This is a genomic window from Parabacteroides merdae ATCC 43184 (assembly GCF_025151215.1).
Lineage (GTDB): Bacteria > Bacteroidota > Bacteroidia > Bacteroidales > Tannerellaceae > Parabacteroides > Parabacteroides merdae.
Map to the genome: position 1 here is coordinate 2047160 of NZ_CP102286.1, position 22958 is coordinate 2070117.

The 22958-nt window shown below is 47.5% G+C and carries 18 protein-coding genes; 6 read left to right on the forward strand and 12 right to left on the reverse strand.

The window, feature by feature from the left end; translation table 11 throughout:
* Positions 1-70: 70 nt before the first annotated feature.
* Positions 71-853, forward strand: coding sequence for a DNA-binding domain-containing protein (locus NQ542_RS08525; RefSeq protein ID WP_005636317.1), 783 nt, complete (start codon positions 71-73; stop codon positions 851-853).
* A 187-nt stretch (positions 854-1040) separates the two neighbouring features.
* Here NQ542_RS08525 and NQ542_RS08530 read toward each other — a convergent pair whose 3' ends face one another.
* The 6 genes from NQ542_RS08530 to NQ542_RS08555 all read right to left on the reverse strand — a co-directional run bounded on the left by NQ542_RS08530 (position 1041) and on the right by NQ542_RS08555 (position 8309).
* Positions 1041-1706 carry an ABC transporter ATP-binding protein gene (locus NQ542_RS08530; protein WP_005636316.1) on the reverse strand — a complete coding sequence of 222 codons (666 nt, stop codon included), beginning with the start codon at positions 1704-1706 and terminating at the stop codon, positions 1041-1043.
* Between the two features lie 166 nt (positions 1707-1872).
* Positions 1873-3144, reverse strand: coding sequence for an ABC transporter permease (locus tag NQ542_RS08535; protein WP_005636314.1), 1272 nt, complete (start codon positions 3142-3144; stop codon positions 1873-1875).
* 10 nt (positions 3145-3154) lie between these two features.
* Positions 3155-4417 (reverse strand): ABC transporter permease, encoded by a 1263-nt coding sequence (locus tag NQ542_RS08540; RefSeq protein ID WP_005636313.1) that lies wholly within the window; start codon positions 4415-4417, stop codon positions 3155-3157.
* A 73-nt stretch (positions 4418-4490) separates the two neighbouring features.
* Positions 4491-5759 carry an ABC transporter permease gene (locus NQ542_RS08545; protein WP_005636310.1) on the reverse strand — a complete coding sequence of 423 codons (1269 nt, stop codon included), beginning with the start codon at positions 5757-5759 and terminating at the stop codon, positions 4491-4493.
* Positions 5760-5783: 24 nt separating this feature from the next.
* Positions 5784-7043 carry an ABC transporter permease gene (locus NQ542_RS08550; RefSeq protein WP_005651031.1) on the reverse strand — a complete coding sequence of 420 codons (1260 nt, stop codon included), beginning with the start codon at positions 7041-7043 and terminating at the stop codon, positions 5784-5786.
* Positions 7044-7061: 18 nt separating this feature from the next.
* Positions 7062-8309: an efflux RND transporter periplasmic adaptor subunit gene (locus tag NQ542_RS08555; RefSeq protein ID WP_005651030.1), complete on the reverse strand. Its 1248-nt coding sequence runs from the start codon at positions 8307-8309 to the stop codon at positions 7062-7064.
* 205 nt (positions 8310-8514) lie between these two features.
* Here NQ542_RS08555 and NQ542_RS08560 point away from each other — a divergent pair, with 205 nt between their 5' ends.
* Positions 8515-9363 (forward strand): PepSY-like domain-containing protein, encoded by an 849-nt coding sequence (locus NQ542_RS08560; RefSeq protein WP_005636303.1) that lies wholly within the window; start codon positions 8515-8517, stop codon positions 9361-9363.
* A gap of 91 nt (positions 9364-9454) precedes the next feature.
* Here NQ542_RS08560 and galB read toward each other — a convergent pair whose 3' ends face one another.
* The gene (galB, locus tag NQ542_RS08565; protein WP_005636301.1) at positions 9455-11959 is read right to left on the reverse strand and encodes a beta-galactosidase GalB; all 2505 of its coding nucleotides are present in this window, start codon (positions 11957-11959) and stop codon (positions 9455-9457) included.
* Between the two features lie 87 nt (positions 11960-12046).
* On the opposite strand from galB, the gene NQ542_RS08570 reads away from it, so the two are divergent.
* Entirely contained in the window at positions 12047-13360 is a 1314-nt protein-coding gene (locus tag NQ542_RS08570) for an anaerobic C4-dicarboxylate transporter family protein (protein ID WP_005636299.1), read from the forward strand.
* A gap of 31 nt (positions 13361-13391) precedes the next feature.
* Here NQ542_RS08570 and NQ542_RS08575 read toward each other — a convergent pair whose 3' ends face one another.
* Entirely contained in the window at positions 13392-15122 is a 1731-nt protein-coding gene (locus tag NQ542_RS08575; RefSeq protein ID WP_005636297.1) for a sensor histidine kinase, read from the reverse strand.
* 220 nt (positions 15123-15342) lie between these two features.
* A complete protein-coding gene (locus tag NQ542_RS08580) occupies positions 15343-16671 on the reverse strand; it encodes a sigma-54-dependent transcriptional regulator (RefSeq protein WP_005636291.1) in 1329 nt (442 codons plus the stop codon).
* A gap of 166 nt (positions 16672-16837) precedes the next feature.
* Here NQ542_RS08580 and NQ542_RS08585 point away from each other — a divergent pair, with 166 nt between their 5' ends.
* Positions 16838-17674, forward strand: a complete 837-nt coding sequence (locus tag NQ542_RS08585; protein WP_005636289.1) for an OmpA/MotB family protein — start codon at positions 16838-16840, stop codon at positions 17672-17674.
* Between the two features lie 370 nt (positions 17675-18044).
* On the opposite strand, the gene NQ542_RS08590 is transcribed toward NQ542_RS08585, so the two are convergent.
* Entirely contained in the window at positions 18045-19277 is a 1233-nt protein-coding gene (locus tag NQ542_RS08590; protein ID WP_005636288.1) for a sugar MFS transporter, read from the reverse strand.
* A gap of 12 nt (positions 19278-19289) precedes the next feature.
* Positions 19290-20777, reverse strand: a complete 1488-nt coding sequence (locus NQ542_RS08595) for a DUF4153 domain-containing protein (RefSeq protein ID WP_005636286.1) — start codon at positions 20775-20777, stop codon at positions 19290-19292.
* 338 nt (positions 20778-21115) lie between these two features.
* On the opposite strand from NQ542_RS08595, the gene NQ542_RS08600 reads away from it, so the two are divergent.
* On the forward strand, positions 21116-21544 hold the full coding sequence (locus tag NQ542_RS08600) for an Hsp20/alpha crystallin family protein (RefSeq protein WP_005636284.1): 429 nt from the start codon (positions 21116-21118) through the stop codon (positions 21542-21544).
* Positions 21545-21698: 154 nt separating this feature from the next.
* Positions 21699-22181: a ferritin gene (locus NQ542_RS08605; protein WP_005636282.1), complete on the forward strand. Its 483-nt coding sequence runs from the start codon at positions 21699-21701 to the stop codon at positions 22179-22181.
* A 51-nt stretch (positions 22182-22232) separates the two neighbouring features.
* On the opposite strand, the gene NQ542_RS08610 is transcribed toward NQ542_RS08605, so the two are convergent.
* Complete coding sequence (locus tag NQ542_RS08610) at positions 22233-22952, reverse strand: SGNH/GDSL hydrolase family protein (RefSeq protein ID WP_005636280.1); 720 nt, start codon at positions 22950-22952, stop codon at positions 22233-22235.
* Positions 22953-22958: the final 6 nt, after the last annotated feature.

The following is a 22958-nucleotide window of genomic DNA, read 5'->3' on the forward strand; positions in this document are numbered from 1 at the left end:
CATAAAGCCGGGCTTTTTCATACAAACAGTGAGCCATATTAAGCCTTGAGCTTTTGAAATCCAAACGATTATGGATAAAGAATTACCTGAATCAGCATTAGGCATCAAGCCTCCCAAGTCGTATATCCGCGTCAGCAAAAGTAATCTGCCTGGCTACAAAGGCTATAAAGCCAGTGTCATCTTCCGCAGTACGATCGGCATTGAAACGATCGCCGAACGTATTGTTAAGAAAAGAAACGTATACGGTAAAGAAACCCTTGTCACGGCTTTCAATATAATCAAAAACGAAATCTATGAGGCCATCGAAGAAGGCTTTAACGTCGACTTCGGTTTCGGCCGTACGGAGATCACTGCAAGCGGTAGCTTCGAAAGCCTGGGCGAGAAGTTCAACCGCAAGAAACATACCCTCACGCCTTGTCTCCGTCCTTCGCCTCAACTGAAGCAGCGCACGGCACGCATCCCGGTCGAAAACATCACACAGGAAACGTTCGCCAATGCTCCGCGTCCGGCCTATGTCAGCCTCAAGATCGAACCTCGCACTGCTGACAGCACCGAACCTTACAACCAGCTTCCTGCCGGACGCCATCCGTTCATCTCGATCTACGGCAGCCGCCTGACGCTGATGGGCGGCCTGCCCGGCGTCGGCGTCAGGCTCCGGTGCGTCGCTACCGATGAAGAATATTTCTATCCCTCCAGCAAGATGTCCGTCAACTCGGTGAACCGCCTTTGCTTCCCCACCGACATCGACTTTACGCCCGGTGAATGGGAAGCGATCATTGGTAGCCAGTACACTCCTACTTATCATTTATATAAGAAGGAACGTTACGGCTATCTCACCTTTACCGTTGTGTGACACCTCGATGGTTACCTGCATTGAGTATGCCTCATAGTTATGAGGCTTATTACCTCATAGGTTTGAGGCTACACACCTCACAGGTTTGAGGTTTATCACCTCATAGCAATGAGGCATGTCGGATGCAGGTAACCATCGAGCCTGCAAGATATCTGTGTTCAGAGAGCTGCGCAACGCTTTGCGCTCTTTACATCACCTGCCGCCCATCGAAGAAGCGCACGGTGCGTGAGGTCTGGCGCGCCTGCTCTTCGTTATGGGTGACCATGACGATGGTGCGTCCGTCTTCCTTGTTCAATTTGTGGAGCAGTTCCATGACTTCAGCTCCCATCTTGGAGTCCAGGTTACCGGTCGGTTCGTCGGCAAGGATGATGTCGGGATTGCCGACGATGGCACGGGCGATGGCGACACGCTGGCACTGGCCGCCGGAGAGCTGCGTCGGGAAGTGGCGCATGCGGTGCGAGAGACCGACCTTTTCGAGCACGGCGACGGCGGCTTCACGGCGTTCCTTGGCGCTGACCTTACGGTAAAGAAGGGGCAGTTCGACATTATCGAGTACGTTCAGCGAATTGATCAGATGGAAAGACTGGAAGACGAAACCTAACTTCTGGTTACGGAACTCAGCCAGTTGCTTGTCATTCATATTGATCGTATTGATTCCGGCAATCTCGACCGTGCCGGAAGTCGGAGCGTCCAGTAGCCCGATGATGTTCAGCAACGTAGATTTACCACAACCGGAAGGCCCCATGATACTCAGGAATTCTCCCTTATTGACCGTCAGGTTCACGTTCTCCAGGGCAACCGTCTCGATTTCTTTCGTCCGGTAGATCTTCTCAAGATTTGTAAGTGTTATCATAATCGTTATTGTTTGTTGTAGACAGGGTTGAAGCTGCCCGTTGTTATTATATTCTTTGTATGTGCTTCCAATCGGCAAATTGCGTACCAAAGAAGTAAATATCTATTAATCAATTATCAGACAAAACACAATGTGTCCAATATTGAACACATTGTCCGTTTTTGCATCACTCGTAACGTAACGCCTCCGCCGGAGCCAATCGTACCGCCTTGCGCACTGGGAACCAAACACCTATACAGATCATGACACCCATCAGAAGATAGGTAAAACCGAAAGTCATGAGAAAACGCATAAATGTAAGCGGTTGGCGGTAAGAATCGAGCTGGTCCATATAAACCATATTAAAGGCAAAGATGATCAACAAGGGCAATGTAAAGGCAAGCAAACAAAGTCCCTCGGTATACATATAGCGTTCCAACGTGATACGGTGAGCCCCCAAAGCCATCCGGAGCCCGATCTCTCCTTTGCGGTTCTGCATACGAAGCCAGAAAGTGCCGATGATGCCAAAGAAGACATTTACCAACATAAAGACCATCAAGGAGATTTTGTTATTCGCCTCCCGTTCTTTCTGACTCAATTGCTGTTCACGGAAAGAGGAGATCGGGGTAATGCCGTAGACATAAAGATTGTTGACCTTCAGCCTCTCTCCCATTCCGTCCAGGAACAGGTTCATCTCGTTCTGCGTATAAGGACGTTTCATCCGAACACAGAACTCTGCGCTGCTGGCACCGAAGCTACTGACAGTTGAATTGTAAGTTTCACCTTCCAAGCACTGGAAATAAGAGGCTTCCGGACGTTCGTATTCGTTCGTGCGGATGGAAGTGGAAACCGCAGCGATCTCGGATGACAGATCATGACCGCCATGATACACGCGACGACCGACAATATTCGGGGCACCGTGATAGAAACCTTCCGCCATTTCCGGTGTGATCACAATCACGTTATGCCGTCCGGCAACCTTGTCGTAGACCGGTTCTCCGTCGACCGTCCGGATACGGAAAAGGCGGAAATATTCCGGTGTGACATTGCGCATTTGGAACGACTCCATATGGGCCGCATAGATCGTGTCGCCATCCACCGGCTTGACTTCCCTCCAGGAATTGCCGTTCGAATAGGGACAAGAATAGAAAGTGACACAAACATCCTCCACTTCCGGGTTCTGACGGATCTGAGTCATCAACCGCGTCAAATCTTCCGGATCGGACGAATGATAGAGAGAATCAGGCACGTAGCCCGGCGCCTTTGCATCCAAATCGCTTAACTTAAAACGCCATACGTTTCCGATATCGAAGCCTAAAGGAGCATGATATGTCCGGTAATCCACCCAGAACGTATCTATCATCATCCAGAGCACTGCAGCCACCACCGCCAACTCTGCAAATATCCAGCCGTTGCTGCGGCGCTGGTTCCACATTATCTTTAAAATATGTCTGATCATTGTATTGGATTTATTTATTGTTCAATGCTTCCACAATTTGTTCACGGGAGATCCGGATTGCCGGAAGGCCGGCACTCAGCAGATTCAACAGTAGAGTGAAGAAAAGGGCGGCGGCAAACAGGACAGGCTTGAAAAGCATCTCGAAAGTAACCACTGTATCCTTTGTCAAAAGGAACGACTTGCCGAGTTGGAGCAAGATAACAGACAGGACGATTCCGATCAAGCCCCCGATCAGAGTGATAATCAGATTCTCGCATAAGACCTGCATCAACAGACGTCCTTTCGTTGCCCCGAACGCTTTACGAAGCCCCACCTCGGAGCGGCGTTTTTGAACGGACGATTGGACGACACCTGTCAGGTTCAATGTCGGCACCAACAACAGGAACAACAACAAAGGAGCCGTTTGCGTCAGATATTCTTTCCATCCCCTCCGGATACCTCCGTCCATATCATTCGATCCCAACGCTACGTCCAAGCGGGAAAACACGAAGTTCATTCCTAAGACAAACTCACGGCCGGCAGCATTATAACGGCTGACCGCTTGTTTGATTTCCGCACGGATCGCCTCGAAATCACTTGCCGAATAAGCTAGGATAACCCCTTGGAAACTACCGCAGACACCACCGCACGACCTACCGTTCACATAATTCGTATTGCTGGTATAGGGAACCCAAACATCCGCATAAGCACTGTTGGCTGCCCGCGTCGGAGCTTCCACCACTCCCGTAACGGCATACGGCACATAGCCCATCAACACCTCTTTTCCGATCGGGTCTTCCGATCCGAAAAGCTTGCGGGCCAACGTATTCGTAATGACCACACGAGGCAAGCCGGAAATGAAATCCGCCTCCGTAAACGGTTTGCCGGAAATGAAGCGGAAATCAAAGACCTTCCAGAAACCGGGATCGGTATACTTTATCACATACTCCTCGAACAGCTGGCGGTCCGACAGCGAGACGATCACCTTGCCACTCGCTATCGCCGTCACCGCTTCGGGGGTTTGAAGCGGATAAAGACATTCCTTCACGACACCATCGGACATGGCGGTCGAATTCCGGGTTTCACTATCCCGTGAATCTGCCCGTATCCCCATGATATAAAGCATCCTGTCCCGGTTCGACTCCGGTCGAAAACCGACCAGCTTGATTTGGAACTGGAGAATCACCACCAGTATCATCGCAATCGAAAGTGCCGTTCCAAGAATCGAGATCACACTGGTAAGGCGATTCTCCTTCAATATCTGGATAGCTTGTTTAAAATACTGTCTGAACATGAGAAAAGATATTTACGATTTATAATTTATGATTTCTTGCTTATGGCCAATGATGAACATCCCATAAATCTTTTCATTCATAATGCAAAGCCTCCGCCGGATTCATCTTTGCAATCCTGCGTGCCGGGAACCAGATACCGAGCCAGATCATACCGGCCAGCAACAGACAACTGCTTCCGAAAGTGACAAGAAAACGCCACCAGGTGTAAGCCAATCGGTCTGTGTCCGGCAAATCGAAATAGAGCATATTGAATATAAACACCAAAACCACCGGAATCGTAAAGATCAGCAAGAAAAGACCTTCCACGTTCAAAAAACATTTCAATGTGCCACGGGAAGCACCAAGAGCCGAACGAAGTCCCATTTCACCGCGGCGATACTGCGTACGGAGCCAAAATGTGCCGACAATACCGAAAAAGACATTCACCAGCATAAAACCGACAAGAGCTATTTTCTTCTTCAGATTGTCTATACTGCTTTTCAGTATAACCGGACGTTGTTCCTCCAACGGGATGACACTCGATACATACAGGTTATTCACTGACAGCCGTTCACCCATTTTCTCCAGGAAACTATCCATATCTTCCATACGAAACCCGTTTCTCATGCGGACCAGACAGTCCATATTTTGAGGCTTTGCATCGGAAGCTGATTTGGCAATATCTTCGTCGGTCCTCATCAAATAATAGAAGCAAGGTTTGCTTTTCACATATTCGTTCTGACGGATGGGAGAGGTAACGGCAGCAACCGTTTCGGAAGTCGTACTCTTGGAACCCCATTTCACCTGCTTACCTTTGCCGGACCGCCCTTGGAAGAAATCAGTCTCCATATCCCCCGATATGACAATATCGCCTGTACTTTCCTCCACGATCGGACGTATCGGACGGCCCTCCCTGTCACTAATCCGCAAGACATCGAAATAAGAAACAGTCACATTAAACATCTGGTAATAATTGGCCTTTACGCTTGTATCAGCATCCGCCCGTACCAACTGGGACCAACTGTTCGACCAGGTATACGGACAAGAATTCATCGCCAAACATATTTCATCCACCTGCGGAGCCCGACGGATGTTGTCAACCAAACGGACCAGATCTTCTCCATCGGTAGTCGTAAGCAACGAATCCGGGACATATCCCGGTATTTCAGGGCTCATCTTGCCGATATTCACCTTATAAACATTCGTTATATCGAAGCCCAACGGCTTGTAATAGGTATACAGATTCACTAACAAAGAATCCATCATAATACATAACACGGCAAAAACCAATAATAGTTCCACAAATATCCAACCGTTATTCCGCCGTTGATGCCAGATTATTTTCAATATGTGCTTGATCATCGTCTTCTTAATTTATAAGTTAAACTATTCTCCGTCTTTCAGGGATATGACAATTTTCTGACGGGCAATGCGCATCGCCGGTATGCCTGCCGAAAGCAGATTCAGCAGTAAGCTGAAAAACAAAGCCAATAAAAACACAGCCGGCTGGAAAATCATATCCCCGCTTAAAGCCGTATCACGGCTTTGTAGCAAAAAATCTTTGCAAACAGGCAAAAGCAACAGGGAAAGGAGCAGACCAACCAGACCGCCGATCAACGTAATCACACTGTTCTCGTACAATATCTGGCGAACCAACACGCCGTAAGTCGCTCCAAATGCTTTACGCACTCCCATCTCCGCACGTCGTTTTTGCACGGCAGACTGTGTTACACCCAACAGGTTCAAAGCAGGCACAAGCAGCAGAAACAACAAAAGGCTACCGGTTTCCAAAAGATAATCTTTCACATCCACCTTACGTTGCCCGATCGAACCGATCGCTATGTCAAAACGTGTAATAGGATTCTCGAAGAAATTAATCTTCGCATCCTGCTTCATCCCGTTATAACGTTCTATCTGCTTCAACAATTCATGCCGGATCGCTTCGAAATCACGGCTGTCCTTTGCCAACAGGCAGATAGAAAACCAGCCGGCCATATTTTCGGAACTGGTATTCGTCATCAGGATACGGTCGGTCGTATAGGGGACCCACACGTCACCGAAAGCCGTATCGGCGGCACGGCTGACGTCTTTCACCACACCGCAAACCGTATAGGTTGTCAAATCGATTATCACAGTTTTTCCTACAACGTCTGTCGTTCCGTATAATTTCCGGGCCACACTCTCGGACACGACTGCTTGTGTAATCCCCGAATCAAAATCCGCTTGCGTAAATGGTTTACCGGTCAGAAAACGGAAAGAAAAGACTTTCCAGAAACCGGTGTCCGTATATTTGATCTGATATCCTTTATACATCCGTTTCCCTGGTATGGATAAAGGCTTCAACTGCATGGCATAACCAGAAACCGCTTCCGGTATCTCCAATGAATAGAAACATTCCTTCACTGCTTCAGGAGACATGTTTCCCCGGTTCCATCCATTACTGGTCTTCACTTCCGTCCCACTATCCACATACATCATCCGGTCGCGGTTGTTCTCCGGATAAAAATTGGCGAACTGTATCTGGAACACCAGGACTACCACCATAATCATAGCAATGGAGATGGCTGTACCCGCTATGGAAATGACACTGACAAGACGATTCTCCTTCAGCATCTGAATGGATTGCTTGATATATTGCTTGATCATAAAACTTACTATTACACGTTAATCTTCTATTTTCAATTTGTTCTTGTCTTTATAAGCGTTCATGTCCGAGACAATGACCTGGTCACCTTCCTGCAGGCCACTAACCACTTCTACATATTCGAAATTACTGTCTCCCAACTGCACTTTGCGTTTCAACAACTGGTTTCCGTTTACGACAAAGAGTTCGTATTCTCCTTTTCCCACATAATAAGAAGAGTTGGCAATGCGGAGCACATCGTCTTTCACAGCATTCATCACATAGACATCGGTCTTCAAACCGGAACGAAGACGCTTATGATTGTCTTCCTCCAATTGGACCGTGAAAGAGATCACGCCGTTCTTCGACAAAGGAGTAACATCGCTGACCGTCCCGTCCAGTTTTTCACTGCCGATCTTGATAACCGCCTTACTGCCGGCAGCAATACGGTCTCCGTAGGTATCGGCAATCTCACCTTCGATCTTGAAATGAGACAAGTCGGAAACGATTGCCACCTTCGCTCCCTGGCCTATCTGCGAGCCGATCTCGTTGTTCACATAGGTCAGGATCGCCTTACGAGGTGAACGGATTTGGGCATCTTCCAACGTACGCCGAGTTTCGGCAAGGCTTTTACGGAAGATATTCAGTTCCAGCTCTTTTACTTTCAGATCCGCTTCGGCCAGCGCCTGTTCGTTCTTATATTTCTGCTCGTCTTCCTTCAGTTTGAGGATACTCACATTATAATCAAGTTCCACCTGGCGGACTTTATCGGTCGTACCGGCTCCCAAGCTGTCTAAATAGCGTTCGTTACGGAGTTCGACCGCTTTACGATCCAGCTCCATGCGGGAGACTTTCAGGTTCATTTCCATTTCCGAAAGTTTGTTGTGGTTCGTCACGCGTTGCTGTTCCAGTTGCAGGCTCTTCATCTGTTCCTCGTCCAACTGCTTGTTATACTCCGTCTCGGCGCTCTGCAAATCCAGTTTCAGGATAGGCGTGCCGACATCGACCGAATCCCCGCCTCGCTTATACACCTCCACAATACGAGAGTTGATCGGTGAATTGATGATTTCCTCAAACGCGGGGATCACTTTGCCAGACGCACTGACCGAAACTTCTATCACTCCCTTATCGACTGTCGAAATATTGAGGTCTTTCCGTTTAAGGCTGGTCTGAAGCATGGAGATCACGACTACGATCAGGACGATAAAACCGCCGACAGCTGTCCCTATCCTGATAAACTGTTTACGTTGCTCCTTTCTCTGTACTTCTTTTGAAATCTCTCTGTCCATATTTAATATTGCTTTAATTCTTCTTTTCCCGGCATTTCTACCTTGACGGCTTTCACAGGGCAAACTCCGTGCCAAAAACATAAATCATTGATTATATGGAAATACACTTCAAAACAAGTGTTCAATATCGGACAGTGTGTTCGGTTTTGAGAAAACTTTTCCATCCCGGTTGTTGTTTATTCGTAACAAATTAAAACGATAAATTATGAACACTAAAATTTCAGTCTTTACGATCTTCGTGGGGTTCGCCCTGCTCTTTGCCGGCTGTAGCAAAGACGACGAAAACATACCGGGCGGCATCGAACCTCCTAAAACCATCCTGGACGCTTTCAATGCCAAATATCCGGATGCCCGCGACACAGAATGGACAGTCAATGACGATTATTATGTAATTGACTTTGAAAACAACTCGCTCGATAACACCGCCTGGTTCGACCATCTCGGAGTATGGGCCATGATTAAGACGGACTTGCCGCTTAACCAGTTGCCTACGGCTATCTCGAACGATATCAAACAAGGCAAATATGCCGGTTGGAAGATCGAGGAAGCCGATACCATCGGCAGAGCCGGAATGGGAACCGTATATAAAGTAGAAGTAGAAAAGGCAGAACAGGAGACTGACTTGTATTACACTTTATACGGCGACCTGATCAAAGCGGTCGATAATGCTAAAGATGATGTTGACCGACCTATCTCCGTCCCCGAAAAAGTGGCCGACCTGATGGAACTGACCTTCCAGGGAGCTGAGTTGCTGGATATAGAAAACACGACTTTCGGTGTACAGTTGGCAATCCTCGACGGGAAGACTTTAAAGATTGTCGAATTAACCCAGATATATACATGGAAAAGTACGACCTGGAAAGTTTCAGAGCAGGAAGTCCCGACAGTTATCATGGATGCATTCAAGGCTTCCGAATACGGAAATGACCAAGTGGAATCCATTTACATGTTTACCGATGCCAACGGTGCATTCCACAAATTCAATGTCATCCACAACGGGCAGGCCGTAACGGTCGAGTTCGATGTGTTTGGAAATATCGTTACCAACAAATAAAAAACAGATAGGCATCGGATTCATAACGGATACCTGCCCGTTTCCAATCCGATGCCTATTCGCTTTTATCGGGATGATCACGAAATTCGACTTATTCGCTGATCAGTTCTATTTTTGCACTTTTCACACCCGAAGCAGAGGCTTCGAAGACAATGACACCCGGTGTTTCTTCTGTCTGTACGACTGCCGTCAGCTGTCCTTTGAAAAGGGACATCTGCGGAGCTTGGAAAGATTCGAGTGACGAAGGATCACCGTTAGCGGCCGCACGATAAGAACCGGAACCGCGGACGTTGAACTTCACCTTGTGGGTGGCGTCGGGACAAAGGTTACCGTTCTTGTCGACAACACGGACATTGATAAAAGAGAGATCCTTGCCATCGGCTTTCAGGCGGTCGCGGTCAGCAGTCAGTTCGATATGATGAGGCTTGCCGGCTGTATGAACTTCCTCTTCGGCAACAGCATTGCCATCCTTGTCATAAGCAACCACTTTCAAGGTTCCCGGCTCGTATTTCGTATCCATCCACATCAGGCGGTAACGTTTCTGGCGCTCGAAGCTCTTTTGGGCGGCCTCCGTATAGCTGCTGTCCAATTCAACACTCAGATCTTTCGTACGTTTTCCTTGACTCTTACCGTTGATAAACAGCTCGGCAGAAGGGTAATTCGTGTACACAAATACAGGCGTCACCTCCCCTTCACGTCCCGGCCAGGTCCAATGAGGCAGGATATGCAACGTACGTGCCGTTTTGTTCCAATGGCTACGATACAGATAGAAACGATCCTTCGGAATACCCGCAAGGTCAATGATGCCGAACAGGGAACTATGACTTGGCCAATCCGTATAATAAGGAGTCGGTTCACCCAAATAGTCGAAGCCAGTCCACACAAACTCACCGATACAATACGGTAAATCTTCATGCTGGATAAAGTCGTCTTCCGGAAGATTGGACCAGCCACAATGTTCCACGTCGTAAGAGGAAGCTTGGTGGTCATCGTATTTCGCCATCGCCTTGCGTTCGACCGGGAATTTATAAACGCCGCGGGAACTTACTGTCGAGGCTGTTTCGCTGCCTAAAACGATCCGCTGCGGCAACTTCTTATAGTTTATCTTGTACTTGAAAGGACGATAGTTGAAACCGGCCACATCCATCACGGCTGCAAAATTATTGTTGACCACGGCATCAGGAGCATCCATTCCCTGAGTTACCGGACGTGTCGGATCTTCACGATGGCAGATATCCTGCAACCATTTGGCAATCTTGCAATCCCCTTCGTTCCACTGGTTGGGCACTTCGTTACCGATACACCACATGACAACGCTCGGGTTGTTGCGGAAATTATGAAGCAGGTTCACAAGGTCTTTCTCCGCCCATTCATCGAAGAGCAGATTGTAACCGTTCTTGCATTTAGCCACATTCCATTCGTCAAAACTCTCCGCCATGATCATCATACCCATTTCGTCACAAGCCCTTATCAATTCAGGAGCAGGCATATTGTGGGAAGTACGGATCGCATTACACCCCATGTCTTTCAGGATCCGTATCTGGCGACGGATAGCAGCATCGTTGACGGCCGCCCCCAACGGACCGAGATCGTGGTGATTGCAAACGCCCTTAAAGACAGTACGCTTACCATTTAGGAAGAAACCCTTGTCCGGGATTATCTCAATCGAGCGGATACCGAAAGGAGTTGTATAAATATCCTTCAGCTTGTCGCCTTCATACAGACGGGTTTCCGCAGAATACAATGCAGGCATTTCAGGAGACCATAAAGACGGGGCTTGGATGACAAACTCCTGCTCTGCCTGATTGTTGTTATATTTCATCTGCGCAAGAGAAGTGCGGACAGCCGTCAGCTTCTGCTTGTTCGGATTCCACACGCTGGTTTCCACGCTATATTTGGCGGGATCGGCGCCTTCGGGAAGCACCACTTTGGTGCGCACGTTCACTTTAGCAAACTTCTCATTTACCGAAGGAGTCGTGATATAGGTACCCCAAACCGGAATATAGGCGTCTTCGGTAATGATCAGGTGAACATTCCGGTAAAGTCCGGCACCTGGATACCAGCGGGAAGATTCCGGCAGGTTTTCCAAACGTACAGCCAACGTGTTCTTCTCGCCCGGCTTCAGATATTTCGTGATATCGAAGTGGAAGGAGTTGTAACCATACGGCCAATAACCGACCTTTTGCCCATTGATATAGACATTGGCATGGCTCATCGCCCCGTCAAACAGGATCGTTGCCCGCTTGCCTGCCTGAAACTGCGGAACGTCGAACTCGGTGCGATACCAACCCACACCGACAAACGGCAACCCGCCGGTACGTCCTGCATGCTCCATCGCTTCCTTCTGGCCGTCCTGCGAGATAGCGACCTCCTGTTTGTCGTTCAGGGAACTGAAAGGGCCGTAGATCGCCCAATCATGGGGGACAGTCACGGACTGCCACTTACTGTCATCGAAAGCTGGCTTTATAAACTCATTGTTGTCTTCGCGGGTGAACTTCCAGTTTTTTTCCAACAGAAGCTCACTCCGTCCTTGTGCCGACAATGCCGACACGCACCCAAACAAGCCTACCAAAGCTGCAAAATAGATTCTTTTCATTCGTATTAATTGTTTTTTGTAGTACTTAGCGCAACAAAAATAATTAAATTTGCAACCTTTACAAACTAAATCTGCATTTTACAAGACATGTTGTTACAATTACTATTCGTTTTAATTGCAATTATCATCGGAGCCCGTCTCGGCGGTATCGGTTTAGGAGTATTAGGTGGCTTAGGACTGGCCATCCTCACTTTCGTATTCGGCTTGGAACCGACTTCCCCTCCCATCGATGTAATGCTGATGATCGTTGCCGTCATCGCCGCTGCCAGTTGCATGCAGGCAGCCGGCGGACTGGACCTGATGGTGAAATGGGCGGAAAAATTGCTGCGCAAGAATCCCTCCAAGATTACGCTCCTAAGCCCGTTGGTTACTTATATCTTCACATTTATTGCGGGAACGGGACATGTGGCTTATTCGGTCCTTCCCGTGATAGCGGAAGTGGCAACGGAAACGAAGATACGTCCCGAACGGCCGTTGGGGATTGCTGTGATCGCGTCTCAGCAGGCAATTACGGCCAGCCCGATCTCGGCGGCAACCGTAGCATTGCTCAGTATGTTGTCGGGACATAATATATCATTGATGGACATTCTGATGATCTCCGTTCCCTGCACGTTGATCGGTGTCCTGGCAGGAGCATTCTGCTCGCTACATGTCGGAAAGGAACTGGCGGAAGACCCCGAATACCTGCGCCGTGTCGCAAACGAGGAGTTCACAAGTGACAAATATAGGGCGAAAGGAGTCGAAAACCATCATGCAGCCCTCCTGTCGGTGATTATATTCATAGCAGCGACAATCGGTATCGTCCTGTTCGGCTCGATGACAGAACTGCGCCCTTGGTTCAGCCTGCCCGATGGCAGTCTCCGACAAATGCAGATGGCGCATATCATCGAGATTCTGATGCTCTCGGCCGCCGCCCTTATCCTGCTCGTCACCCGGACAGACGGGATAAAAGCCGTACAAGGTTCCGTCTTCTCCGCCGGTATGCAAGCGGTCGTCGCGATTTTCGGTATCGCCTGGATGGGTGATACCTTTATCGGTGGGAACATGGCGGAACTGAAAGGCTCGATCGAACATATCGTAACAGAAATGCCATGGCTTTTCGGTCTGGCCCTGTTCGTGATGTCCATACTTTTGTTCAGCCAGGCAGCAACCATCCGTGCCATGTTGCCGTTAGGAATCGCCCTCGGAATCTCTCCTTATATGCTAATCGCCCTTTTCCCGGCAGTCAATGGCTACTTCTTCATTCCCAACTATCCGACCGTGGTCGCCGCCATCAACTTCGACCGTACCGGAACGACGCATATCGGCAAATATGTCCTAAACCATTCGTTCATGATGCCGGGACTGGTCGCTACCGGAGTGTCGGTGGCGTTGGGACTGTTGATGATCCAGTTGTTTTAATGTAGAGATCTTTTGTCACTTCCAAGCGATATCAAACATCAAAGGTTATGACAAAAGTACTTCCCTTGCCGACTTCGCTGTCCACACGAATCGTGCCGCCATGGGCTTCGACAAAGTCTTTACTGATGGCAAGACCGAGGCCGCTTCCCTGTACTTTCGTGCCGGGAACGCGGAAATAACGGTCAAAGATACTCTGATGGTAACGCGGGTCAATTCCTTTCCCAAAGTCCTGCACGAATATTTCCACTTTCTTGTCCACCTGATGCGCACCGATAACGATACGGCCATTCTCCGGCGTGTAGTGGATGGCGTTGGAAAGGAGGTTCGTGAGTACCCAGGCGATCTTCTCACTGTCTACAAAGAGCTTGGATATTTTTTCAGGATACTCCACTTCGATATGGCAATTGAAGCGCTCCGCCTGCACACGGTTCGCCTTGATCGCATAATCGATCAGTTCAATCGGCTTCGTGATCTTCGGATTCAGTTGCAACTTGCCTGCCTCCACTTGTGTCATTTTCAACAATTCACCGGTAATTTCGAGCAGGCGGTCGCTGCTTTCTCGAATACTTCCGGCAAGCGCGATCTGCTCATCGTTCATATCTCCTATACGTTTATCCTCCAGCAATTTGAGACTCATAAGAATAGCAGAGATCGGGGTTTTCAATTCATGGGAAATAGTAGAGATAAAAGTCGTCTTGGCAGAGTCTAACTCTTTGAACTCGGTAATATTTTTCAGGAGGATCACATCGCCCACATACTCTGTCTCACGTCCATCGCCATCCATCACATGGATCGGGATATATTTGGCCTGAAAATAGCTTTCCTTATCATCTGCATAGATCTTTAAGGGCTCCTTTTTCTTGTCGTGCTGTATCAGTTCGCGTACCAGCCGGCGCAGCAAGTCGTTTTTCAACGCCAGTTCGGTAGCAGACTTTCCCATCACATTCTCACGTTTCAGATTCAGGATGGTGAGCGCCTCATCATTAGCAAAAAGAATGGAACGGTCCCGATCGAGCCCGATTATCGGTTCAGTGATGCTGTTGACAATCGCTTCAATATATTTTTTGGCCTGGATAATGTCAGCCAACGTGCTCTTCCTGTATTCCGTCAAGCGTTCCGCCATCCGGTTGAACGAGGAGGCAACTTCGGCAAACTCCTGGTTATCGCCCAAGTCGAGTCTCTTTTCGTAATTGTGGTTAGCAATCTCCAAGATCCCGTCGGTCAGTTTACGGATCGGCGACGTAATGGAACGGGGCAAGCGGATCAGGAAAGCAAAAGCAATCAGGACACAAGCCACCGCGATAATGCAAATCCATAACAATGCTTGGTCCGCCGTACGCTCGGCTACCTTGCTTTTCCGGTAGATCGTCGCCATATTCAGACTCATGATATCGTTAAGTGCCATCCTGACACGCTGTATAGTCGTATCGTTCAGGTCCCGGTGCATCGCCTCATATTGTGCGACCAGATGCGCCGTCGCCACATTCTCGTCGATCTCCGTGATATTCTTTTGCTGCAAATCCAGGTTCTTTTCAAACTCCGCACGTGCCTGCGGATCGTTCTTGATCCGTTCGAGGGCATCCAACATCCGGCGAGAATAAAGAAGCGAATTATAATTATCCGCCAAGATATTCTGCGTGTCGGAAGACATATCCGTAATATTCTGCACAGCCAGCCCGCCCAGCAGAACGATCATCGTAAACAAAAGGCCGATCCCGAAGGTCAGTTTCGTTTTTATTTTCAGTCTTAAGAACTTATCCATACGCTTATGCTATTATTATCTGGTCAATATTCAACTGCAACAAACTGTCCAGCAACGTCCTGTATCAGAAAACCGACAGCACCTGGTACGACTCGTCTACACCGGCAGTCATACCGATGCAGACTTTGAATGTGCATCTTCCAACCGGGGATTCCAAAATGCATTCGACACTCTCAACACACCAGCGCCTTTTCGCCCTACCGCCAATTCTATTTCACAATCAAAGGCCATATTCTTCGATCTTCCTGTAGAGGGTCGTCAAGCCGATACCTAACAGGCGGGAGGTTTCCGTCTTGTTGCCGTTGGTATACTTCAATACCTTTTGAATATGCATCTTCTCTACGCCGTCAAGGTCGAAGCCGGAATAGCTGCTGTCGGTATTATCTTGAGGGTTCTGTATTGTGAGCGGCAAGGTGTCTGCAGTCAAGGTGTCTCCATCGGAGATAATGAGGCTGCGCTCCACGACATTGCGCAGTTCACGGACATTCCCTTTCCAAGGATACCGTTTCAAGATACGGACATAGTCCGGCGAGATCGTGCGGATGGTCTTTCCTATCTTAGAAGACAGTGCGGAAACAAACGCCTCGACATGCAGAGGAATGTCGTCCACCCGTTCGCGGAGCGGCGGCAGGTGAATATGGAAAACAGAAAGCCTGTAAAACAAGTCCTCACGAAAATGGCCGTCGGCAATTTCTTTTGCTAAGTCACGGTTGGTGGCGGCTATCACACGCACATTCACCTTGACAGGTTTCGTGTCTCCAATCTTGAGGAATTCACCGGTTTCGAGAATACGGAGTAACTTGGCCTGAAGATCGAACGCCATCTCACCGATCTCGTCGAGGAAGATCGTGCCGTTGTCTGCTTCCTCAAACAGTCCTTTCGTCTCTTTGAGTGCACCGGTGAAAGCTCCCGCCTTATGCCCGAACATCTCGCTTTCCAACAGATCGCGACTGAAAGAGGAGCAGTTGATAGCGACAAAGGCTTTATCACTGCGGGAACTGTGCTGGTGGATGGACTGTGCAAACACTTCTTTGCCAGTCCCGGTCTCTCCGGTGAGCAAGACGGGAACATCCGTGGCGGCAACCTTGCGTGCCAAAGAAACAGCCTCCTCTATAGCAGGCGAACGGCCGATGACAGTGGCAAACGAATACTGTTTGCCTACAGCCTTCTGCTGGCTGTAGGCAACGGTAGCCTTTTCCATCGCCTTTGCAATCAAGGGAAGGATTTTATTGTTGTCGTCACCTTTGGTGATATAGTCAAACGCACCGTTCTTGATAGCTTGTACTCCGTCGGGGATATTACCGTGGGCCGTAAGCAAGATCACTTCCGAAAGGGGACGCAGGCGTTTCAGTTCAGAGACAAGCTCCACACCGCTCCCGTCTGGCAGGCAAACATCACAGAGCACCACTTCGGGATCGTTCTGTTCGAGCTGCTTGATACCTACTTTGCAGTTGGTTGCTTGGAACACTTCATAACCTTCCAGCCCGATAATACGGGACAGGAGGCTTAAAATTTGCTTCTCATCATCGATAATCAATACTTTTCCCATCTTCTTATTCTGCTATGAGGAAGCAAATATAGCATATTATTCAGAGGTGTCCATTATTTCCCCTACTTTCATACTACCTTAATTATAGTTTAATTATTTGCAAATATTCTAAACCCAGTACTAGTTATGTGTAATAAATATTACATTCGCTAAAATTGTCTACAAAATGAAAAAAGTTCTATTAGTTGCAGTCTCCGTACTGCTTGTCTGCACTTCTTGTGTAACGAAAAAAAAGTATCTGCTAGCCGAAAACGGACGCCTGGAAGCCATTGCCCGGGGAGACGACCTGCAGAATCAGCTTGTAAACTGCCGTGACAACAACGACGGCCTCACTTCACGTCTTGCTTCACTTGAACGGGATACCACCCGCATGGGCAAGAACATCCGCAACTATCAAAGCATGCTCAACACCAACATGACGGAGCAGGAAAAATTGAATTCACTCCTGAGCCAGAAGATGAACGAACTGGATGAACGCGAACGGACGATCAACGAACTACAGGATATGATCAATGCACAGACTGAACGGGTACAGAACTTGCTCAACAGTGTAAAGGATGCCCTCCTGGGTTTCAGTAGCGACGAACTGACCGTCCGCGAAAAAGACGGAAAAGTCTACGTTGCCATGTCAGACAAACTTCTTTTCGAATCGGGAAGCGCCCGTGTCGACAAGCGTGGCAAGGAGGCTTTGGCCAAACTCGCCGAAGTCCTTAACAAACAATCCGACATCGACGTTTATATCGAAGGGCACACCGATAGCAAGCCGATCAACACCGCCCAGTTTAAAGACAACTGGGATCTCAGTGTCATCCGCGCCACTTCGGTCGTCCGCATCCTGACAAAGGACTACGGTGTCAAACCTTTGCAGATACAACCTTGCGGCCGCGGCGAATTCATGCCTGTTGCCGACAATGAGACAGCCGACGGCCGTGCTAAAAACCGCCGTACCGAAATCATCATGGCTCCGAAGCTGGATAAGTTATATCAAATGTTGAACCAATAGCACTCATAGGAAGGCAGCTACCGCGATTTGTCCGTTACCTTTGTTTCTTTCAAAAGTAACGGACAAATTTAACAAAAAGCAAGCAAGTTTTCTCGTGAAAACCCTTATTCCAGCAGGATTCCGACCCCCATCTGCACGGTATCGAGACCCAGGTATCAGAGGAACCGAGATCCGGGTCTCAAAAAGAATAGATAGGTAGTTACTTAAAAATAAGCTATATGCTTTGATAAAAAATGTGCTTGTCTTTATGATAATATGATAGTGGAAAAACAACCATCATGCCTCCTATCATTTTTTGTACACCTTAATATTCAATCGGCAGAAGGCAAAGTATGATAGTATGACAGTATAAATAGAGATTGTTTTTATGTTATTTCTTCTTGCACCGCAAAGCAAAATACAGGATATACAGGAAAGACAACAACGGAATCACAAACCCAATCGCCATGTTATCGGCCCCGATATATCCCATCAGCATTGGGGCAAAGGCTCCGCCTGCTACTCCCATAACGATATAGGATGATGCTTTCTTTGTAGAAGAACCCATACCTTCCAGGCCGAGTGCAAAGATTGTCGGGAACATAATGGACATGAAGAAAAAAGAAAGATAGAGCGCATACAAAGAAACCGTACCGACAGACACGACGACCAACGCCATACAGACAGCATCCGCCAAAGCGAACCATGTCAGGAGACGGGCCGGAGACATCCACTTCATCGTAAAACTGCCGGACAGACGGCCGATCATAAACAAAGCCATTCCTCCGAAAGCCAAGATACGCGAAGCCTCAATATTCGTCATCGAAGTATCGACTTCCGTCACATAATTAATGAAGAAACTGAAAATTCCCGTCTGGGCAGCACAATAGCAAAACTGTGCAATAATAGCCCGGACAAACTGCGGATGTCTCCACATGGAGGCAGTACCGGATGCGGGTACATATTCTTTTTCTTCCGCATCCGTATCTTCTTCCACCTGTACTTCGGGTAGTTTGGTAAAGATGAAAAGAATGGCTACCAGTAAAACAACCGAGCCAACCAGGATATATGGTTTCGTCAACGTAAACGGATCGCTCTCCTCGCCACCGAATATCAGCATGCCACCGACCAGCGGGCCTAAAATCCAACCTAACCCGTTAAACGATTGAGACAAATTCAGGCGTTGCGCCCCCGATTCCTCCGGCCCTAAAATCGTGGAATAAGGGTTGGCTGCCGTTTCCAGAATACAAAGCCCACAGGCAATCACAAAAAGGGCGATCAGGAATGGAGATGCCGAATGCAGATAAGCCGCCGGAATAAAAGCGAACGCACCAACAGCAAACAGGCATAACCCTAAAATAATCCCTTTCTTATACCCGAACCGTTTCATGAACATACCGGCAGGGAGCGCCATCAGGAAATAAGCGATATAAGTGGAGAACTGCACAAGGCCGCTCTCTGCCTTCGTCATCGTAAAGACACCTTGAAAATGCTTATTCAATACGTCCAACAGACCATGAGCAAAACCCCACAACAAGAACAGGCTGGTGATCAATATAAACGGGACAAGATAAGACTTCCCTCCGGGAGCGGAAAACAAAGTTTTCTGATTATTCTTTTTCATGCTTGCTATTTATTACGAGTCGGCAAAGATACTCTTTTTTTTCAGATAATACCCTCCTCCCATATAAGAGACCGTATAAGCCGAATCCGGCGAACTGCGGTAGACAGAAATCTCGCCGAACACATACAGAGCCGAATCCAGATCCAGCCGGAGAATATCCGGATATAAATCATCCGGGATCGAATCGGACGGAGCCAACCCAACCTTCTCCATCTGGCGGAAAAGCAAAGAATCTCTTTCTGCTTCGAAAAGAATTAGTGAGTTTTTATCGCATAAATAGAAGGTGTCCATCTGTATCATGCTGTTTATCGGGCCTTCGTCATAGCGGCCGACAGCCTGGAGCGTTTCATATCCCGTAATATCCAAAGGTGAATAATCGGTAATGGTTACATATTCATAATAATTGCCCGGATTTGCCGGAATCGGATAATTGTCGCGCTTTTCCTGCGAGATCTGTTCTATGTCCCTCGCTGTTATGCACGGTATATACGTGACAAAGGACAACAAAACGACGGCAAGCACAACCGCATACAAATAATGTGCGGTCCGTCGGAAAAAGAACAGCAGGACAGTCCCCGTCAGGATAGCGCCTACCACCACCAGATACACCCGCGCTTCCGTATATCCGTACTGGTTGATCCGGTAGAAAGTTCCCACCCAATACATGACCAACGCCGGAAGTACAGCCCAACCGGAATAGCGGTAAAACCAATCATAATATCTTCTCTCCAGGAACGGCTGGCAACTTTTCAGAATGAATGTAGCCGAAATAAAACTAACGACAATATAAGCAACCGCACCTTTGGGCAAGGACCACAAAACGGCCACTTTGACAAAATAGAGATACAAGATAACCGCATATATCAGCAAGGCCGGCGAAAGGACGTAATTCAGCAATACATCAAACAGTTTGTTCACGCCTTCCTCCTCCTCTTTCTCCCGGTTAAACAAAAGGAACAACAACGGCAATATCCCTGCAAATGCGATACTGGACGAATAGGCCATAAACCGCCGTTCCCCATATTGCCATATCTCAAAAATATACTGGATCGAATAATAGATGGAGATAGAAAGCAGCCAGGCAATCCCGGCCAGCAATCCGGCAGAAAGCATCGCCCGAAGGTAACAAAGCCCTTTCCTGACAAACCTATCGTTATCCCGTCTCCAGTCGCACACCAGATACAGCAGTTGCACTACTACGAGCGTCACCCAATAGAAAACAGACCAGAAATCTTTCTCCTTCCAGAAAAACGGAATAAAGAACAACACAGACAGATAATAGGCAAAACGCCAGCGCGATCCTTCCGTCATCGAATTCAATGTACAGGTAATCAGGAATAAGACCGGGAAGTAATAAACGACAACAGCCAGTCTTGCCCAAGATGTCTCATACAGCGCGCAACCGAAACAGCAAAATAAAACAGACAGAACTACCTCTGCCGGATTGTGCCGCACTGCTATCTGTAAACGTTTGAGAAGAGCCTCTATTTTCTTTTTCATACCTTCAATATTTATAATTAAACCATAAAGATAAGCGTTATTGCTTTTCTGCCACTATTTACATGCCAAAATGGTTCCTTTTCTGCCAAATTTTCCTACAGGCACTCTCCATTAACAATCCCATTTTCAAACACATATATCCATACGAGTAAGCCTGTTTACCTAAAATCATGGCCTCCGGAAAGGATTTTCAACTTCGTTTATCATCCTTTATTCATATTAACGCCGGACATATTGTTCTGGCATGTCTTTTGAAGTTGATATAGTGCTTTCGGATTAGAAGAAACGAGAGCGGAAAAGAATATAAATGTTTAACTAAATAATTGGAGGACTGTATTATGACACCGATGAGAAGAAGTCAAAATTGGTTACCGTATGTATTCAACGATTTATTTGACAACGACTGGATGATTAAAGCGAACTCTACAGCTCCCGCCATCAACGTGATTGAATCGGAAAAGGACTATCGGGTAGAAGTTGCTGCTCCTGGTATGACAAAAGACGATTTCAACATCCGCATCGACGAGAACGACAATCTGGTCGTATCGATGGAGAAAAAAGAAGAAAAGAATGAAGACAAAAAAGAAGGACGCTATCTGAGACGCGAATTCTCCTATAGCAAATTCCAGCAGACAATGGTTCTTCCCGAAAACGCAGAGAAAGAAAAGATCGAAGCAAAAGTCGAGAATGGCGTGTTGAACATCATCATCCCGAAAATGAGCGAGGAAGCAGCCAAGAAAGCTGAAAAGATTATCGAAATCAAATAATCTGTTGTCTCATATAAACTAAAGGCTATAATGGTTTGTTTTATTGGAAAAATATTATCCGGTTAAAGCAAACCATTATCTTTTTATCTATATCTTTGCCTATATAAACATTGTATCGTATTATAAATCTAATTGAAAGAAAGGAAATAAAATTATGATTTTAAGCAAGAAATTATCCGAAGCATTTAACGCACAGGTTAATGCAGAAATGTGGTCATCCAACTTGTATCTGTCCATGTCCGTGCACTTCCAGAAACTGGGATTAAACGGTTTCGCCCACTGGATGAAAAAGCAAGCAGAAGAAGAAATGGAGCATGCCCACAAAATGATCGACTTCACTATCGACCGCGGCGGTGATATCACAATCGGGCAGATCAATGTCGTTCCTACTGCATGGGGCAGCGTCACAGAATTATTCGAACATGTTTACAAACACGAATGCTACGTTTCCGAACTGATCGACAAAATGGTCGATATCGCAGAAGAAGATAAAGACCATGCATCAAGAGACTTCCTCTTTGGGTTCGTTCGCGAGCAGGTTGAAGAAGAATCTACAGCTAAAGAAATCGTAGAACAGTTGAAGAACTATGGCGAATGCCATGTTGGTATCCTTGACCACAGATTGGGCAAAAGATAAAAACAATGGACAATTATAATGGACAATTGACAATTAGTTGACACATTCTTATTAATTGTCAATTGCCCCAAGTATCGCTTTCCCCCACAGCTCTCCCAAAGCAGAAGCCCCTTTCCGGTTAGGATGTAGATAGAAAGTTCCTGCATTTCCCTTTTCGGGGAAGAGTTCGTTTTTATAATGCGTCTTGAAATAATCGAAACCATCCGTATCTCCCATAAAGACCTGTCCGGGAAAATGTTTGGAATAATCGAGAACCAACGCCTGTAATTCAGGATAATAACTTTGCAGACGATTCAATCCCTCTTCTAGGTATTTGGCTCCGTTGTATGTATTCGGGCTGTACCATACCGGCCGGTGTAATACGATCTTGCATTCCGGATAGAGTGCCAGCAACTTATCGATAATCGTTTTCATATTTTCATAATACTTGGCAGGCGAGGCCGGAGCTCCGTTCGGTCCTGTAATAGCGCTGTCGTTCGTCCCAAGCATAATAGAAAAGATCAAAGTCGCCCAAGTTTCATCTTTGAACTGGTCGGCGACCCGGACCACCTTCGGGAATAGCAAATCGGTTTGAGGCAGAAAATCAAAAGTCGTACTTCCACTTACCCCCTGGTTGGAATAGCGGACAGTTCCGACAGACGGCTGCCTGCGCAGATACAAAGCGGCCTTCACAGGGGGAGCCTCATGTCTCGGATTTTCCAACAAAGCGCCTTGCGTTATGCTGTTTCCGATAAATACTATATTCAGATTTTTCTTTTCCTCGCCCGTCATATAACA